The sequence below is a fragment of the Rhodococcus sp. SJ-2 genome (assembly GCF_053750035.1).
On record NZ_CM132340.1, the window covers coordinates 5,349,069 to 5,366,795 of the forward strand.

Below are 17,727 nucleotides of genomic sequence, written 5' to 3' on the forward strand. Positions count from 1 at the left end.
GCCCCCGGTCGCTGCAGGAACAGCAGGCCAGGAGCGGATGCGCCGATGGCGGCTGCTCCTCGGCGAGGCCGCGCAGGAATCGACATGTGCCCTCGGATCGTCGAGCGATGCCGCGATGGACAGTGCCCTCGCCGCCCTCTACGACCGTCGCGACTCCGGCGAAGGAAACGGTCCGCGGAGCGCTGGGCTCGGCTCGTCGGCGCCACGGGTCGCACGGTGGCTCGGCGACATCCGAGCCTACTTCCCCACCTCGGTCGTGCAGGTGATGCAGCGCGACGCGATGGACAGGCTGAGTCTGACCCAGCTGTTGCTCGAACCCGAGATGCTCGACGCCGTCGAACCGGACGTTCATCTCGTGGGAACCCTGCTCAGCCTGAATCGGGTCATGCCCGAGACCACCAAGGCCACCGCGCGGTCGGTGGTCGAGAAGGTGGTCCGCGCAATCGAGGAACGTATCGCCCAGAACACCCGTACAGCAGTGACAGGCGCATTGAATCGCTCCGCGCGCACGACGAACCCGAAGCTGCGGGACATCGACTGGAACCGCACGATTCGCGCGAATCTCGCTCACTATCTGCCGGAACATAGAACTGTGGTCCCGGAGCGTCTCGTCGGCTACGGACGACGATCGCAGGCGGTACAGCGAGACGTGGTGCTGGCGATCGACCAATCGGGGTCGATGGCGTCGAGCGTGGTGTATGCGTCCGTCTTCGGTGCGGTGCTCGCGTCGATGCGGGCGCTCCGGACATCGATGGTCGTGTTCGATACCGCCGTGGTGGATCTGACCGACAAGCTGGCCGATCCGGTCGATGTGTTGTTCGGAACCCAGCTCGGCGGCGGTACCGACATCAATCGGGCAATCGCGTACAGCCAGTCACTGATCACACGCCCCTCCGAGTCGATGTTCGTGCTCATTTCCGACCTGTACGAAGGTGGTATCCGCGCGGAGATGCTCACACGGATGGCGGCGATGAAGGACGCGGGAGTCCAGGTGGTGGTGCTGCTCGCGTTGTCCGACGACGGTGCTCCGTCGTTCGACCGCGACAACGCGCTGGCGCTGGCCGGACTCGGGATTCCGGCGTTTGCGTGCACACCGGACAAGTTCCCGGAGCTGTTGGCTCTCGCGCTCGAACGCGGCGACATCGGTAGGTGGGCGCAGTCTCTGTGACCTCACCTCGATGGCACCGACCGTGGAGTTAGGATGTCCTGACCTATCCCACTCTGACTTGGTCGACGGAACGAGGACACCCGTGAAACTTCGAAGTGCGGCCTTCATCGCCGCCGCGGCTCTGATCGTGGCCGGCTGCGGTTCCGGCGGCGACGAGCCCTCCGGCGACACCGCGACTGCCGGGGACGGCGCATTCCCCGCCACCATCGAAACGATGTTCGGCGCGATCACCGTCGAATCCGCACCCGAGCGGGTGGCGGCACTCGGGTGGGGCGACGCGGAAACCGCGCTCGCGCTCGGCGTTCAGCCCGTCGCGGCGAGCGACTGGCTTGCCTTCGGCGGCGACGGGGTCGGTCCTTGGGCCGACGGCCTCTACACCGAGTCCCCGGAGATCATCGGAACCATCGAGCCGTCGTTCGAGCAGATCGCGACGGTCGCTCCCGACGTGATACTCGACGTGGCCGGTTCGGGCGAGCAGGCACGATACGACACGCTTTCCCAGATCGCGCCGACAATCGGGCCGCCGGAGGGGGCCACGGCGTATCTGACGCCCCGCGACGACCAGATCACGATGGTCGCGACCGCGCTCGGCGTTCCGGACAAGGGCGACGAACTGATCAGCGAGATCGATGCGCAGTTCGCGCAGGCCGCGGCCGAGCACCCTGAGTTCGAGGGCAAGACGGTCACGGTTGCGTCGTACACCGCCGACGGGTGGGGCGCCTACGTCTCACGGGACGCCCGTGTGCAGTTCATGCAGGATCTCGGGTTCGTAAACAATCCGGAGGTCGAGGCCACCGCGACCGAGAACTTCTTCATCCCGATCTCGGACGAGAACCTCGGCATGCTCGACTCCGACCTGCTGATCGTGATGCCGATCTACGTCGACTCCGCCGAAGTGACCGACAATCCGTTGTTCCAGCAGATTCCTGCGGTGCGCGACGGACGAGCGATCGTGCTCGACAGCGGATCCGACATCGCGAACGCGATGTCGGTGAACACCGCGTTGTCGATCCCGTTCGCCCTCGAGAACCTCCTGCCGCAGGTGACCGAGCGCGTCGGCGCCTGACCTCGGCAGCTTCGTCCCGGCCCCGGCGGGGGTCAGTACAGCAGTTCGCGGTACGACTCCTGCCGGGCCGGTTCGAGTGTCTCGATATCGAGGTGGTGCTGCTCGGCGATCATCTCGCGGATCGCGGGCACGGACTCCTGGGAGGGCCACGTCGACGGCTCCCACACCTTCGCACGGAGCAACGCCCGTGCACAGTGCAGGTAGGCCTCGTCGATCCTCACGATCACCGCGAGCTGGGCAGGTTTGCCGGACATCGCCAGTTCCGCAAGCAAATCCGGCTCCGTCGACAGCGACGCGGTGCCGTTGACCCGGACGACCTCTTCGTTGCCCGGGACGATGAACAGAATTCCCACGTGCGGATTCTCGAGAATGTTCCGGTACGAATCTGCGCGGCGATTCCCTGGGCGGTCCGGAAGAATCAGCGTCCGCTCGTCGGGGAAGAGCACCGTGCTGACCAGGTCCCCGCGCGGTGAGCTGTCGCAGTTGCCCGCCGCGTCGGATGTTGCGAGCACGAAGAACCGCGCCTGTGCGATGAACTCGCGTATCAGCGGCGTCGTGAACGGCGTCGTTTTCTCTTTCATCGCCGGAAACGGTTCGCCGACCGCTGCCTCGAGCTGTTCGATCGTAGTGATTCTCTCGCGGACGAGATCATCGATCCTGCTTGCCTCCACGGGCGCCACCTCCACCCCGGACGATACCCAACGGTCCGGTGCGCAGATCGTCCAGCACCGTCAGCGGCGAAAGAGTTTGTTGCCCAACCAGACGATCGGATCGTAACGGCGACCGGCGACACGTTCCTTCATGGGGATGATCGCGTTGTCGGTGATGTGGATGTTCTCCGGGCATACCTCGGTACAGCACTTGGTGATGTTGCACAACCCGAGTCCGTCCTCGTCCTGTGCAGCATCTCGGCGGTCGGCCACGTCGAGCGGATGCATTTCGAGCTCCGCGAGCCGGATGAAGAAGCGCGGACCGGCGAACGCTTCCTTGTTCTCTTCGTGGTCACGCACGACGTGGCACACGTTCTGGCACAGGAAGCATTCGATGCATTTGCGGAATTCCTGGGACCGCTGCACATCGATCTGCTGCATGCGGTACTCCCCCGGTGCCAGATCCGCAGGCGGTGTGAACGAGGGAATCTCTCTGGCCTTCGCGTAGTTGAACGACACGTCGGTCACCAGGTCGCGAATGATCGGGAAGGTGCGCATCGGGGTCACGGTCACGGTCTCGTCCGGGTCGAATACCGACATCCGCGTCATGCAGGTGAGCCGAGGGCGACCGTTGACCTCGGCCGAGCACGATCCGCACTTGCCGGCCTTGCAGTTCCACCGCACCGCGAGGTCCGGGGTCTGTGTGGCCTGGAGTCGATGCAGGATATCGAGCACTACCTCGCCCTCGTTCACCTCGACGGTGTAGTCCTGAAGGTCGCCGCCGCCGACATCCCCGCGCCATATCCTGAACGCCGCTCGATAACCCATGTCAGCCCTTCCGTCCCGGATGGTCCGCGAGTTCCTCGTCGGTGTAGTACTTCCCGAGTTCGTCGATGTCGAACAGTTCGAGCAGATCCGGGCGCATCGCCTCCTGCAGATGCGCGGTCACCGACACATCGGGAATCACGGGATCGCCACCGCTCACACGGCACACGAGGAGGGTGCGACGCCACTGCGGGTCCATCGACGGATGGTCGTCGCGGGTGTGGCCACCACGACTTTCGGTGCGTCGCAAGGCGGCCTGGGCCACACATTCACACACCAGCAGCATGTTGCGCAGGTCGACCGCGAGATGCCAGCCGGGATTGAACTGCCGGTGTCCCTCCACTGCGACACGGCGAATTCTGGCGCGCAGCGTCTGCAGTTCGCCGAGCGCACGCTCGATCTCGTCGGCGCGGCGGATGATCCCCACGAGGTCGTGCATCGACTGCTGAAGCTCGGTGTGCAGGGTGTACGGATTCTCGACGGCGCCGGGAGTCCCGGGTTCATCATCGGCTGCGTCGAAGGGAACCAACGCGACGCGCGACGCTGCGGTGACATCATCATCGGAGACCCTGGGTCGGGAGCTCAGTCCCAGCACGTAGTCGGCCGCACCGAGGCCCGCTCGCCGGCCGAACACCAGCAGATCCGACAGCGAGTTGCCGCCGAGCCGGTTCGAACCGTGCATTCCTCCGGAGCACTCCCCGGCGGCGAACAGACCCGGCACCGATGCGGCACCGGTATCCGGATCGACCTCGATCCCGCCCATGACGTAGTGGCAGGTGGGTCCGACCTCCATCGCCTCGGCGGTGATGTCGACGTCCGCGAGTTCCTTGAACTGGTGGTGCATCGACGGCAGTCGCCGCATGATCTCGGCTGCGGGCATCCGGGATGCGATGTCGAGGAAGACACCACCGTGGGGTGTCCCGCGCCCTTCTTTGACCTCGGAGTTGATCGCGCGGGCCACCTCGTCACGTGGCAGCAGGTCGGGTGTGCGGCGATTGTTCTCCTGATCGTCGTACCAGCGGTCGGCTTCCTCCTCCGTCTCGGCGTACTGGCCTTTGAACACCGGCGGGATGTACGAGAACATGAAGCGATCTCCGTCGGTGTTCTTCAGGACCCCGCCGTCTCCGCGCACGCCTTCGGTGACGAGAATCCCTTTCACGCTGGGCGGCCAGATCATGCCGGTCGGATGGAACTGGACGAACTCCATGTTGATCAGCGCGGCGCCTGCCCGAAGCGCGAGGGCATGCCCGTCGCCGGTGTACTCCCACGAGTTGGAGGTCACCTTCCAGGACTTGCCGATACCGCCGGTTGCCACGACGACAGCGGGAGCCTCGAACAACACGAACCGTCCGGTCTCGCGCCAGTATCCGAAGGCCCCGGCGATGCGCCCCTCGGGATCCTTCAGCAGCTCGGTGATCGTGCATTCGGCGTAGACCTTCACCCGCGCCTCGTAGTCGCCGTACTCGGCGCGATCCTCCTGCTGCAACGACACGATCTTCTGCTGCATGGTGCGGATCAGTTCGAGGCCGGTGCGGTCGCCGACGTGCGCGAGGCGTGGGTAGGTGTGCCCACCGAAGTTTCGCTGACTGATGCGCCCGTCGGGGGTACGGTCGAACAACGCCCCGTAGGTTTCGAGTTCCCACACCCGGTCGGGGGCTTCTCGCGCATGCAGTTCGGCCATCCGCCAGTTGTTGAGGAACTTGCCGCCCCGCATCGTGTCCTGAAAGTGCACCTGCCACGAGTCGTGCGAATTGGCGTTGCCCATGGCGGCCGCACACCCGCCTTCGGCCATGACGGTGTGGGCCTTGCCGAACAGGGATTTGCACACGACCGCGACGGAGAGGCCCCGCTGACGGGCCTCGATGACGGCGCGCAGTCCGGCTCCGCCTGCCCCGATCACCACCACGTCGACCTTGTGCCGTTCGACTTCCGCCATCCGTGACCTCCCCTGTGTCGACGTGTGTCCGGACCGTTCGTCAGCCGACGAACCGCAGGTCCGAGATGGTTCCGCTGGCCACGAGCATGATGTAGAAGTCCGTGATCATCAGGGTGCCCAGTGTGATCCACGCGAACTGCATGTGCCGGGTGTTGAGCTTCGATACGAACGTCCAGATCCTGTACCGCACAGGGTGTTCCGAGAAGTGTTTGAGCCGTCCTCCAGTGACGTGCCGACATGAGTGACACGACAACGTGTATCCCCACAGGAGGATCACGTTGACCAGCAGGATCACGTTTCCGAGACCGAACCCGAACCCACTCGGGCTCTGGAACGCCACCACCATGTCGTAGGTGTTGATCAGGGAGATGACGACACCCGCGTAGAAGAAGTAGCGGTGCGCATTCTGCAGGATCAGCGGAAGCCGCGTCTCGCCCGTATAGCGGGCATGCGGTTCCGCGACCGCGCATGCGGCAGGCGCCAGCCAGAACGATCTGTAGTAGGCCTTGCGGTAGTAATAGCAAGTCAGCCGGAAGCCGAGCAGGAACGGCAACGACAGGAATGCGAGGGGTATCCACATCGGGAGTTCGCCGACCCAGGTACCGAAGTGCCGGGCCCCTTCGACACACGAGTCACTCACACACGGCGAGTAGAACGGCGTCAGATAGTGGTAGTCCTCGACGTAGTATGACGAGCGGACGAACGAGCGCACCGTGGCGTAGACGATGAAGATCAGAAGACCGGCAACGGTCAGCAGCGGTGTCTGCCACCACCGGTCCGTTCGGAGCGTTCGAGCCGCGATCCGGGCGCGGGTAGCCGATCGCACTCCCCCCGCCGCCGGCGCGTTCACCGATCTCCGTGCAGTCCGCCGAGGCCTTCGTCGTCCACATCCGCCCCGCGGAACAACGAGTCGTCGTACGGCTCGTTGGGAACCGGAATCCGTTCACCCGAAAGTGCCTGGACCTCGGCCGGCGGTCGCTGCGCGAGGTCACGCGCGTCGATGTCGAGTCGTTCGAGATCGTTCGAAAGCCGCTGCACTGCGGCAACGTCGCCATAGCGTGAGCGCAGCGAACCGACGCATTGACGCAGGTGACCGATAGTGCGTTGCATTTCCCGCATTTCGGTGGTGGACATCCGTACCTCCGGACCCAGCGGTCGGCACGTCGACGCCGGCCGACGATGTGACATCCTTCACAGTACGATAGATCCGCCGTCACCGAACGTGGTTTCGCGCCACCGAGTGGAGGACCTCCGTGACAAGACCCGACAACGCCCGAATCGCTGAGCTCTTCGACGCGACAGCACCGAGATACGACAGGCAGATCCGGCTCTCGGAGCGACGGCTGCTCGGAAATCCACGCAAGTGGGCCGTCGGACACGCCTCGGGACGCGTCCTCGAGATTGCGGTCGGTACGGGACTGAATCTTCCGCTGTACAGTCCGGATGTCACTGCGGTGACAGGGATCGACCTCTCATCGGGGATGCTCGCACACGCGCAGCAGCGCATCGCCGATCACGGGCTCGCGCACTGCGAGGTGCGACGAGGCGACGCTCAGGCATTGGACCTCGAGGACGAGTCGGTCGACACCGTAGTCTCGACCCTGTCGTATTGCACGATCCCCGATCCCGCAGCGGCCTGCGCCGAAGCCATGCGGGTGCTCGTGCCGCAGGGCCGATTCGTGCTCGTCGAACACGGCCCCTCCACCAATCGGCTCCTGACCCGGATCATGCGCGCGATCGAGCCCTTGACCCTGAAGTTCATGGCCGACAATCTCGTGCGTGACCCTGTCCCCTACCTCGAGGATGCGGGCTTCGTCATCGACACAGTCGACCGAACCGGTCTGCGCGGCATCTGCTTCCGGATCCTCGCTCACAAGCCCGGCTGAACGGTTCGTTCGTCAAAGTCAGGCGCGCAGAGGATTGCCCACCACGGTCTGCAGTCGTTCGTCGAACCAAGTCCGAGCACCGGCACGGAAATTCTCGGGCGCGAGCCTGCCGCTGTACTCGGGAATGCGGCCGAGCAATGGAGCCCCCGCCACATCGGGAAGGTCGTCGAGGTTGCACCGTTCCGCGAGACCCGGTTCGGCCGGCCACGATCCGACGATCACCCCGGCGCAGTCCACCCCTGCGGCACGCAGAGCAGCAACCGTGAGCGCGGTGTGATTGAGAGTGCCGAGCCCGGGCGTCGCCACGATCACCGCGGGCGCTTCCAACGCGGCCGCGACGTCGGCGAGAGTGAATCCGTCGGCGCCGAGTCGCACGAGCACTCCCCCAGCGCCTTCGACGAGGGTCAGGTCGTGGGTCGCGTCGAGTCCTCTGATCGCCTGGACGACATCGGCGAGTTCCAGGGGCGGGCGACCGCTTCGGCGCGCCGCGGTGTCGGGCGCGAGTGGTTCCGGGTAGCGAGCAAGTTCGAGAACATCGACCCTCGACCCGGTGAGCCGTTCGATCTCGCGCAGATCTCCGGGTTCCCCGTCTGCCATTCCGGTCTGCGCGGGCTTGCACACTGCCACGGTTTTTCCCGACGCCAGCGCGAGCGCCGCCAGTGCGGCGGTCGCCACGGTCTTCCCGACATCGGTCGAGGTGCCCGTCACGCACAACATGCTCACGACCGCGCTCCCGCCAGGACGTCGGTGAGCACCTGGTCGATCAACTCCAGGTCGTCGCCGGTGAGGTCGGCGCGGGCGGTCAGCCGAAGCCGCGACGTTCCGGCAGGCACCGACGGCGGACGGAAGCAGCCGACGTGCAGGCCCCGCTCACGGCACTCGCGGGCGGCACCGACCGCAACGTGGGGATCGCCGAGGATCACCGAGACGACGGCCGATTCCGGGACTGCCGCCGCCGTCGTGGCGGCAAGGTGACGTGCCCGGTCCAGAACCGCCCCTTTCCGTTCCGGCTCGGCGCGGAGCACCTTCAGAGCACCTCGCGCAGCGCCGACTGCGGCGGGCGCGAGACCGGTGTCGAAGATGAAGGTGCGGGCAGTGTCGATGAGGTGTTCCCGGACGCGGGCATCGGCGAGCACCATGCCACCCTGGGAAGCGAGCGATTTCGACAGTGTCGCCGTCACGATCACATCCGGCTCGCCGGCGAGGCCCACCTCGTGGACCAGTCCGCGGCCGCCTGCGCCGCGAACCCCCACCCCGTGGGCCTCGTCGACGAGCAGTATCGCGCAGTGCTCGCGGCACACCTTGTGCAATGCGAGCAGCGGCGCGAGATCTCCTTCTGCGCTGAACACCGAGTCGGTGAGAACGAGTGCGCGGGATTCGGTGCGTGTAGCGAGGGCCGCAGCAACGGCGTCGACGTCGTTGTGCGGAACCACCTGGATGCGTGAGCGCGACAATCGGCACGCATCGACGAGGGAGGCGTGACATCCGGCGTCGGATACGACGAGGGTGTCGCGTCCCGCGAGCGCCGTGACCGCACCGAGATTGGCGGCGTAGCCGCTGGAGAACACCAGCCCGGTCTCGGCACCGATGAACTCCGCGAGTTCACGTTCGAGCAGTTCGTGTTCGGCCGTGGTTCCGGTGACCAGTCTGGACCCGGTGGCGCCCCCGCCCCAGCGACGTAGCGAGGCAGTGGCGCCCGCGAGCACCTCGGGATGGCGGACGAGTCCGAGATAGTCGTTGGAGGCGAGATCGACGACCCTCGCCGAGGGCGTGCGTGGAATCAGGTCTCGGTGCAGTCCATCGCGGCGCCGAGTCTCGGCGGCGGTGTCGAGCCACGCGAGCGCAGCGGTTGCAGTCATGGTCGGCACCATACTTGAACACCGTTCAAGTAGTCGAGTGGAGGCCCACTGGAACCCGGCCATGACCACCACGGTGCGTTCGAGCGATCGTCGCGGTCAGCTGCGGGCGGCGGCGAGCATGCCGTCGCAGATCTGTGCCACGTCGCCGGCAGTGCACACATACGGCGGCATGGCGTAGACGAGGTTGCGGAACGGCCGGAGCCACACTCCGGCGCCGACTGCCGCATCGGTTGCAGCACGCATGTCCACGGGGTCGGCGAGTTCCACTACGCCGATTCCCCCGAGAACCCGGACGTCGACAACACCGGGTAGATCCCGCGCAGGCGCGAGACCGGCTTCGAGTCCCGCTGCCAGCGCGCCGACCTCGCCACGCCAGTCGCGTGCGAGCAACAGCTCTGTGGATGCGACCGCCACAGCGCACGCGAGTGGATTGCCCATGAAGGTCGGGCCGTGCATGACGCCGCCGCCTTCTCCCGCGCTGATCGTCTCGGCAATCGCCGACGTACACAGGACAGCTGCCAAGGTCAGGTAGCCACCGGTGAGGGCCTTGCCGACACACAGGATGTCCGGCGACACACCTGCGTGGTCCGCAGCGAACAGCTCGCCGGTGCGGCCGAATCCGGTCGCGATCTCGTCGAAGATCAGCAGTACACCGTGCTCATCGCACATGCGGCGAAGTTCACGCAGATAGGCGGGGTCGTGGAAACGCATTCCACCGGCCCCCTGCACGACCGGTTCCACGATCACCGCAGCGAGTTCGTCGGCATGCTCGGTGAGGATCGATTCGAAGGTCTCGACGTATGCCTCGTCGAACTCGGCCGGTGGCGCAGGTGCGAACACCTGCTGCGCGAGCACGTCCGTCCACATCGAATGCATGCCGCCTTCGGGATCGCACACGCTCATCGGCGCGAAGGTGTCGCCGTGGTAGCCGCCACGCCATGTGAGCAGGCGATGCCGCGCAGGTGTCCCGATTGCGCGCTGATACTGCAACGCGATCTTGATTGCGACCTCGACCGACACGGAGCCCGAGTCGGCGAGAAACACCTTGTCGAGTCCCTCCGGCGTGATCTCCACCAACAGTTCGGCCAGACGCGCCGCAGGCGCGTGCGTCAGTCCGCCGAACATCACGTGGCTCATCTTGGACAACTGCTCGGTGACAGCGCGGTCGAGCGCCGGGTGCCGGTAACCGTGCACCGTCGCCCACCATGAGCTCATTCCATCGACGAGCTCACGCCCGTCGGCCAGGACGAGCCGCGCGCCATGCGCGTGGTCGACCACGAGCGGTTCGGTCGACGGAGGGAACGCACCGTACGGATGCCAGAGGTGCGCTGCGTCGAGAGACGCGATACGAGCGGCGGAAGATGTGGTAGATGACACGCATCCGACTGTAAGCGGTTGGTGATCACTGAACTGCACCCCGTAGTCTGCCTAGGTTCGTGTGAAGCTTGCTCACAAGAACAGCTCGACGGATGAGCCGGCCGCCGAGCCCACACGCACCAGGGGTACTGCCAGCACCATGTCCGTCCATACGTCGCAATCAGCCGTGAGCACCAGTGGCGCCCCAGCGTCTGCTCGCCCCGGCTATCGCGCCGATCTCGACGGTGTCCGCGGACTCGCAATCGCCTTGGTGGTGGTCTTCCACGTCTGGTTCGGGCGCGTATCCGGCGGCGTCGATGTATTCCTCGCGCTGTCCGGCTTCTTCTTCGTCGGCTCCTTGCTCCGGGTCGCGGAGTCGGGTGCACCGCTCGATCCGAGGCCCGTGTTGCGGCGGGTCGGGCGTCGGCTACTCGCACCGCTCGTTCTCGTCCTGGCGGGCACCACGATCGCCGCACTCATTCTGCTCCCGTTCCCCCAGTGGAACCGGGTCGCAGAACAGACACGCGCGTCGTTGCTGTTCGTGCAGAACTGGGAACTGGCGCGCACCGCAAGCGACTATCTCGCTGCCGATCCCATGGTCAGCCCCCTGCAACACCTGTGGTCGATCGCGGTGCAGGGACAGTTCTATCTCGCGGCACTGATCGTGGTCTTCGCCTCTGCGTGGTTGCTGCGGCGGGCGCAGATTCCCGTCCGCGTGCCGCTGACCGTGCTCCTGTCGCTCATCACCGTGGCCTCGCTGGCGTACGCGTCGTTCTCCACGACCCCGCAATCGTGGACGTACTACGACAGCGCGGCCCGAGTGTGGGAACTGACGCTCGGCGCCGTCCTGGTGTGTGTCGTGCCGTGGGTGCGGGCACCGAAATTCGTTCGATCCGCGTTGGGTATCGCAGGGCTTGCGATTCTTTTCGCGTGCGGCTTCGCTCTCAACGGAAACGCCCTCTTCCCTGGTCCGTGGGCGTTGGTGCCGGTGGGGGCGGCAATGGCGTTGGTCGTTGCGGGAGCAGTCCCCGGCGCCACGGGACCCGACACCCCCACCTCGAGATTCCTGTCGTCGCCGCCGCTGATCCGTCTCGGAAGCATTGCGTACGCGCTGTATCTGTGGCATTGGCCCGTGCTGATCGGCTACCTGCTGGTACGCGACCGCCCCTCGGTCGGACTCGTCGGCGGACTGGCCGTGATCGGTATCTCCGTCGTCCTCGCCGAAGCCACGACGCGGTTCATCGAGACGCCGATCCGGCGCTCGGTTCCGGGACGGTGGCGCACCACCTTGGTTGCAGGTCTCGCCCTGATCGGTGTTGCGCTCATCGCGGGCACGACCTGGTGGACCGTCCATATCGATCGCACTGTGAGTCATTTCTCTCACTCCGCCCGCCCCGATCCGGCTCTCTACCCCGGCGCGGCGGCGATCGGACTGCCCGAGGTCGAGTACCAGCCTGTATACCCGCCTCTGATCGTGGCCGCCGACGATCTTCCGCCCGCGACCATCGACGGCTGCATCGCGCAGCACACCAACCGTGACGCCTTGACCTGTGTCTACGGCGACCCGATGTCGACGCGTCGCATGGTGCTCGCCGGAGGTTCGCACTCCGAGCACTGGCTCGCGGCGCTCGATGAGCTCGGCCGCGAGCACGGCTTCCGCCTCGACACCTATCTCAAAGTCGGTTGCCCGTTGTCCGATCCCGCAACCGAGCTGACCGAGGATTCCCCGACCTTCGAATGCGACTCCTGGTCGGTGAAGGTGCTTGCCGAACTGGCGGCATATCCGCCCGACGTGCTGTTCACCACCTCGACCAGGACGAAGGACCCAGGGGAAGGACCGGGCGACTTCACTCCGTTCTGGTACGTGGAATTGTGGGAGACGCTCGCCGACTACGGCATCCCCGTGGTAGCGATTCGCGACAATCCGTGGCTCATCGACGACGAGGTCCAGTACAACGCCTCGGACTGTCTGGCGTCGGGCGGCACTTCCGAGTCGTGCGGCATCGACCGCGCTGCCGCGCTCGATCCGGTCGACCCGGCCCTTGCCGCCGCGGCGCACCTTCCGTCGGTGACGTTGATAGATCTGACCGATTCGTTGTGCCGACAACAAGTGTGCCGCGTCGTCGAGGGCAACGTACTCGTCTATCGCGACGACGACCATCTCACGACCACCTACGTGCGGACATTGACGCCCGACCTGGGCCGTCAACTCGGTCCTGCGACCGGGTGGTGGTGAGCGAACTCGCTCCGGTGGGTGAGCCGCATCTTCTGGCATTACGCTGAGCAGCCATGGAGCCCAGCGACAGCAACACCACCCGGGATGCGGCGGAGCCCGTTCCGGTGTGGCCCGGCCACCCCTACCCGCTGGGAGCCACCTACGACGGTGCAGGCACCAACTTCGCTCTGTTCTCTGAGGTTGCCGAGAAGGTCGAATTGTGTCTGATCGACCGCGATGGGACCGAGAAACGGATCGCGCTCGACGAGGTCGACGGATACGTGTGGCACGCGTATCTCCCGACCGTCTCACCCGGCCAGCGCTACGGCTACCGCGTGTACGGTCCGTTCGACCCTGCCGCGGGGCATCGATGCGACCCGAGCAAATTACTGCTGGACCCATACGGCAAGGCATTCGACGGCGGTTTCGACGACGACCCGTCCCTGTACTCGTACACGCTGCCCGGTACGGACCCCGACAGCCGGGGCACAGCTCCTGAATCCGGACCGGCACCGGAGTCCGGGGCAGAGACAGGATCGTCCATCGGCACCGGCGACGATCCGCAGGCGGACAGCCCCGGGGACGACGGGGACGAACAGGATTCGGGCGACGGCCTCCCCCGGCTCGATTCGCTCGGCCACACGATGACCACCGTCGTGATCAATCCGTTCTTCGACTGGGCGTCCGATCGACATCCGCGTCGTCCCTACCATGAGACGGTCATCTACGAAGCCCATGTGAAGGGCATGACCGCCACCCACCCCGAGGTCCCGGACTACCTGCGCGGCACCTACGCCGGTCTCGCTCACCCCGCAGTCATCGAGCACCTGCTCCTACTCGGCGTCACCGCAATCGAACTGATGCCGGTGCACCAGTTCATGCACGACCAGACGCTGCGCGACCAGGGACTGAGTAACTACTGGGGGTACAACACCTTCGGGTTCTTCGCCCCTCATGCCGCGTATTCGTCGGCCTCGAAACCGAGCGGAGCCGTCGCCGAATTCAAGGCGATGGTGCGCACCTTCCACGAAGCCGGTATCGAGGTCATCCTCGACGTCGTCTACAACCACACCGCCGAAGGCAACCATCTCGGGCCGACGATCTCGTTCCGTGGCATCGACAACGCCGCCTACTACCGGCTCGTCGAGGACGACAAAACCCACTACATGGACTACACCGGAACCGGAAACAGTCTCAACGCCCGACACCCCCACACTCTCCAGCTGATCATGGACTCGCTCCGGTACTGGGTCACCGAGATGCACGTCGATGGGTTCCGATTCGATCTCGCGTCGACGCTCGCGCGTGAACTGCACGACGTCGACAGGTTGTCCGCATTCTTCGACCTGGTCCAACAGGATCCGGTGGTGTCGCAGGTCAAGCTCATCGCCGAGCCGTGGGACGTCGGCGAAGGCGGCTACCAGGTCGGGAACTTCCCTGGACTATGGACCGAGTGGAACGGAAAGTATCGCGACACGGTGCGCGACTATTGGCGCGGCGAGCCCGCGACACTCGGCGAGTTCGCGTCGCGGCTGACGGGGTCATCCGATCTCTACGAGGACACCGGGAGGCGTCCGAGTGCCTCGATCAACTTCGTCACCGCGCACGACGGATTCACGCTCGCGGATCTGGTGTCCTACAACGAGAAGCACAACGACGCCAACGGCGAGGACAACCGCGACGGCGAGTCGCACAACCGCTCGTGGAACTGCGGTGTCGAGGGGCCGACCGACGACCCGGAGGTCCTCGAGCTCCGCGCGCGCCAGCAACGCAACATCCTCGCGACATTGATGTTGTCGCAGGGTACTCCGATGATCGCGCATGGAGATGAGATCGGCCGCACCCAGAACGGCAACAACAACGTGTACTGCCAGGACAACGAATTGTCTTGGATGGACTGGACACTCGCCGAGACGAACGCCGACCTGCTGGAGTTCACGCGCAACGTCATCGCGTTGCGCACGGAGCATCCGGTGTTCCGGCGTCGCAGGTTCTTCGAAGGAGGTCCGATCCGCAGCGGCGACCAATCCCGCGACATCGCATGGCTCACCCCCGCCGGCGACGAGATGACGCCGGAAGACTGGGACAGCGGATTCGGAAAGTCTCTGTCCGTCGTCCTCAACGGCGAAGGCATTCCGGAACCCGATCAGCGGGGTCAGCGGGTCGTCGACGACTCGTTCCTCCTCTGTTTCAACGCACATGACGAACCGCTCGACTTCGTCACCCCCGATGGGCCGCATGCGCAGGAATGGACACTGACCCTCGACACCGATATTGCAGACGGCCGATGCGACCCGGCCACGGTTGCGGCCGGGGAATCGGTGGCCGTGCAAGCTCGTTCGGTGCTCGTCCTGAGGAAGACGGCATGAACGCCACTCCGGTGACCACTGGTGCGGCGAACCCGGTCCCGCTGACGGCCACCTACCGCCTGCAGATGCGTCCCGACGCGTTCACCTTCGCCGACGCGGTGGATCTGGTCGACTACCTCGCCGCCCTGGGCGTCTCCCACCTGTATCTGTCGCCGGTGCTCACCGCGGCGGACGGTTCCGCTCACGGGTACGACGTGGTGGATCCGAGCACGGTCTCGGGCGGGCTCGGCGGACGTTCCGGACTCGTAGCACTGGCCGATGCCGCACGGGCACGCGGCATGGGGTTGATAGTCGACATCGTCCCCAACCACGTCGGTGTCGCCGACGCACGTCAGAATCTCTGGTGGTGGGATGCTCTCCGCCACGGCAGCGAGTCCGAGTACGCGGAGTTCTTCGACTTCGATACTGCGGCCGACAACGGCGCGGACGGCAGGATCGCGTTGCCCGTTCTGGCTTCGGGCGACGACGCGCGCGAGTGCACGGTCGACAGATCCGGCACGGAGCCGACGCTCGCCTACTACGACAAGCGGTTTCCCATCGCACCGGGCACCGATTCCGGCACGGCGGCCGAGATCCACGATCGCCAGTCGTACCGGCTGGTGCCGTGGAATTCGGGTCTGATCGGGTACCGGCGATTCTTCACCGTCAGCGACCTTGCCGCAGTCCGGGTGGAGGATCCCGCAGTCTTCGATGCGGTGCATGCCCAGGTCGCGTCGTGGATCTCGGACGATCTGATCGACGGCATTCGTGTCGATCATCCCGACGGTCTGGCGGATCCCTCGGGCTATCTCCGGCGGCTCCGCGAGCTGATCGGCCCCGACCGATGGCTCGTGATCGAGAAGATCCTCGCCGAGGGCGAACCCCTCGACGCGACACTTCCCGTGGATGGCACCACCGGCTATGACGCGCTCAACGAACTTGCCGCGGTGTTCGTCGATCCGCAGGGCGAGGGTGAGCTGAGCGCGCTCTCGCGCACATTCACCGGCGCCGACGGCGACGCGGAGTGGGTGCAGACGCAGGAGCATCTGCTGGGGCAGCACGTACTCGAGACAGGACTTGCGGCGGAGATTCATCGTCTCGTGCGGACGATCCTGCGTGCGACCGGCAACACCGCGGGCACCGACCCTGCACACACCGACCCTGCACTCACCGACACCGCCGTACGTGACGCCGTGATTGCGGTGGTGCCGCAGGTCCCGGTGTACCGAGCCGACTACGCGCCGTTGAGCACACTGTTGCCGCGCATCGTCGGCCGGGTGGGACGCAGCGACACCGCGTTGGAGCCCGCCCTGGAGGTCTTGGTTCAGGCATTGGCCACGGATCCCGACTCGGCCGCACGGTTCGGCCAGGTATGCGGCGCTGCAACCGCGAAAGCCGTGGAGGATTGCCTGTTCTATCGCGCGGCCCGCCTGATCTCCCTGCAGGAGGTAGGAGGGACTCCTGGACGCTTCGGTCTCGATCCGAGCGAGTTCCACCTCCTGTGGGCTCAGCGCGCACGCTCATGGCCGCGGGCGATGACCGCGTTGTCGACGCACGACACCAAACGCAGTGAGGATGTCCGCGCGCGTATCGGCGTCCTGTCGCAGGTGCCGCGGCTTTGGGCCGACTGTGTCACGGAGTGGGAGACGGTGGCACCGAGCCCTGACCTGGCGATCGGAGCGTTCCTCTGGCAGACGCTGTTCGGCGTCTGGCCGGTCGACGGCGTCGTCACCGATTCACTGCGCACTCGCTTGCGTGACTACCTCCGGAAGGCGTTGCGGGAAAACGGCACCCGCACATCGTGGACGGAGGTGGATGTCGAGTTCGAAGGTGCGGTTCTGGCTTGGCTCGATGCCGTGTGCGACGGCCCGTGCGGTGCCGGAATGTCCGAGTTCGTCGCCGGCCTGGAGCCGCATTCGTCATCGGATGCGCTGGGCCAGAAGCTTCTCCAGCTTCTCGGGCCCGGGATCCCGGACATCTACCAGGGCACCGAACTGTGGAGCGATTCACTGGTCGATCCCGACAACCGCCGACCCGTCGACTACGTCGAACGGCGACGTCTGCTGCGCTCCGGCGAGGTACCGGCGAAGTTCGCTGTGGTCCGTGCCGCGCTACAACTGCGCCGCGACAGACCTGCCAGTTTCGTCGGCGGCGCCTACGTACCACTGCGGGCCACCGGTCCCGCGGCGCACCACATGCTCGCGTACGGTCGCGGCCGAGATGCCGACGACGTCGATGTGGTTGCGGTGGCCTCGCGACATACCGTTTCGCTCGGAACGCACGGCTGGGGCGATACGGTGCTGGCGCTACCGCCGGGAGAGTGGATCGATCGGCTGACCGACCGTCGCGTTTCTGGTCGAGTCCGCCTCGGCGACCTGCTCACCGAGTTCACGGTCGCCGCGCTGAGCCGGATCTGAC

Annotated in this window: 14 protein-coding genes; 6 read left to right on the plus strand and 8 right to left on the minus strand. The window is 65.8% G+C overall.

Annotated features, from left to right (window positions below; translation table 11 throughout):
- Positions 1 to 37: 37 nt before the first annotated feature.
- Positions 38 to 1,168, plus strand: coding sequence for a VWA domain-containing protein (locus tag ACSYG9_RS24995; RefSeq protein ID WP_440127804.1), 1,131 nt, complete (start codon positions 38 to 40; stop codon positions 1,166 to 1,168).
- 82 nt (positions 1,169 to 1,250) lie between these two features.
- Positions 1,251 to 2,234 carry an ABC transporter substrate-binding protein gene (locus tag ACSYG9_RS25000; protein ID WP_440124987.1) on the plus strand — a complete coding sequence of 328 codons (984 nt, stop codon included), beginning with the start codon at positions 1,251 to 1,253 and terminating at the stop codon, positions 2,232 to 2,234.
- A gap of 32 nt (positions 2,235 to 2,266) precedes the next feature.
- On the opposite strand, the gene ACSYG9_RS25005 is transcribed toward ACSYG9_RS25000, so the two are convergent.
- Genes ACSYG9_RS25005 through ACSYG9_RS25025 form a run of 5 tightly spaced genes read right to left on the minus strand, consistent with a single transcriptional unit; the run spans position 2,267 to position 6,779 of the window.
- Positions 2,267 to 2,905 (minus strand): MSMEG_1061 family FMN-dependent PPOX-type flavoprotein, encoded by a 639-nt coding sequence (locus tag ACSYG9_RS25005; RefSeq protein ID WP_440124988.1) that lies wholly within the window; start codon positions 2,903 to 2,905, stop codon positions 2,267 to 2,269.
- Positions 2,906 to 2,965: 60 nt separating this feature from the next.
- The gene (locus ACSYG9_RS25010; protein WP_440124989.1) at positions 2,966 to 3,712 is read right to left on the minus strand and encodes a succinate dehydrogenase/fumarate reductase iron-sulfur subunit; all 747 of its coding nucleotides are present in this window, start codon (positions 3,710 to 3,712) and stop codon (positions 2,966 to 2,968) included.
- 1 nt (position 3,713) lies between these two features.
- Complete coding sequence (locus ACSYG9_RS25015) at positions 3,714 to 5,645, minus strand: fumarate reductase/succinate dehydrogenase flavoprotein subunit (protein WP_440124990.1); 1,932 nt, start codon at positions 5,643 to 5,645, stop codon at positions 3,714 to 3,716.
- Between the two features lie 40 nt (positions 5,646 to 5,685).
- Positions 5,686 to 6,495: a hypothetical protein gene (locus tag ACSYG9_RS25020; protein WP_440124991.1), complete on the minus strand. Its 810-nt coding sequence runs from the start codon at positions 6,493 to 6,495 to the stop codon at positions 5,686 to 5,688.
- The gene (locus tag ACSYG9_RS25025; RefSeq protein ID WP_440124992.1) at positions 6,492 to 6,779 is read right to left on the minus strand and encodes a hypothetical protein; all 288 of its coding nucleotides are present in this window, start codon (positions 6,777 to 6,779) and stop codon (positions 6,492 to 6,494) included. The genes ACSYG9_RS25020 and ACSYG9_RS25025 overlap by 4 nt, the downstream gene beginning before the upstream one ends.
- A gap of 119 nt (positions 6,780 to 6,898) precedes the next feature.
- Between ACSYG9_RS25025 and ACSYG9_RS25030 the strand changes: the two genes are divergently transcribed.
- Positions 6,899 to 7,531 carry a methyltransferase domain-containing protein gene (locus ACSYG9_RS25030; protein WP_440124993.1) on the plus strand — a complete coding sequence of 211 codons (633 nt, stop codon included), beginning with the start codon at positions 6,899 to 6,901 and terminating at the stop codon, positions 7,529 to 7,531.
- A gap of 18 nt (positions 7,532 to 7,549) precedes the next feature.
- Here ACSYG9_RS25030 and bioD read toward each other — a convergent pair whose 3' ends face one another.
- The 3 genes from bioD to ACSYG9_RS25045 all read right to left on the minus strand — a co-directional run bounded on the left by bioD (position 7,550) and on the right by ACSYG9_RS25045 (position 10,767).
- Entirely contained in the window at positions 7,550 to 8,254 is a 705-nt protein-coding gene (gene bioD / locus ACSYG9_RS25035; protein WP_454840357.1) for a dethiobiotin synthase, read from the minus strand.
- Entirely contained in the window at positions 8,251 to 9,390 is a 1,140-nt protein-coding gene (locus tag ACSYG9_RS25040) for an aminotransferase class I/II-fold pyridoxal phosphate-dependent enzyme (RefSeq protein ID WP_440124995.1), read from the minus strand. Before ACSYG9_RS25040 ends, bioD begins: the two co-directional genes overlap by 4 nt.
- 96 nt (positions 9,391 to 9,486) lie before the next feature.
- Positions 9,487 to 10,767: an adenosylmethionine--8-amino-7-oxononanoate transaminase gene (locus ACSYG9_RS25045; protein WP_454840358.1), complete on the minus strand. Its 1,281-nt coding sequence runs from the start codon at positions 10,765 to 10,767 to the stop codon at positions 9,487 to 9,489.
- 139 nt (positions 10,768 to 10,906) lie between these two features.
- Between ACSYG9_RS25045 and ACSYG9_RS25050 the strand changes: the two genes are divergently transcribed.
- Genes ACSYG9_RS25050 through treY form a run of 3 tightly spaced genes read left to right on the plus strand, consistent with a single transcriptional unit; the run spans position 10,907 to position 17,726 of the window.
- Positions 10,907 to 12,982 (plus strand): acyltransferase family protein, encoded by a 2,076-nt coding sequence (locus ACSYG9_RS25050; protein ID WP_454840359.1) that lies wholly within the window; start codon positions 10,907 to 10,909, stop codon positions 12,980 to 12,982.
- Between the two features lie 53 nt (positions 12,983 to 13,035).
- Positions 13,036 to 15,330, plus strand: coding sequence for a glycogen debranching protein GlgX (glgX, locus tag ACSYG9_RS25055; protein WP_454840360.1), 2,295 nt, complete (start codon positions 13,036 to 13,038; stop codon positions 15,328 to 15,330).
- On the plus strand, positions 15,327 to 17,726 hold the full coding sequence (gene treY, locus ACSYG9_RS25060; RefSeq protein WP_440124999.1) for a malto-oligosyltrehalose synthase: 2,400 nt from the start codon (positions 15,327 to 15,329) through the stop codon (positions 17,724 to 17,726). Before glgX ends, treY begins: the two co-directional genes overlap by 4 nt.
- Position 17,727: the final 1 nt, after the last annotated feature.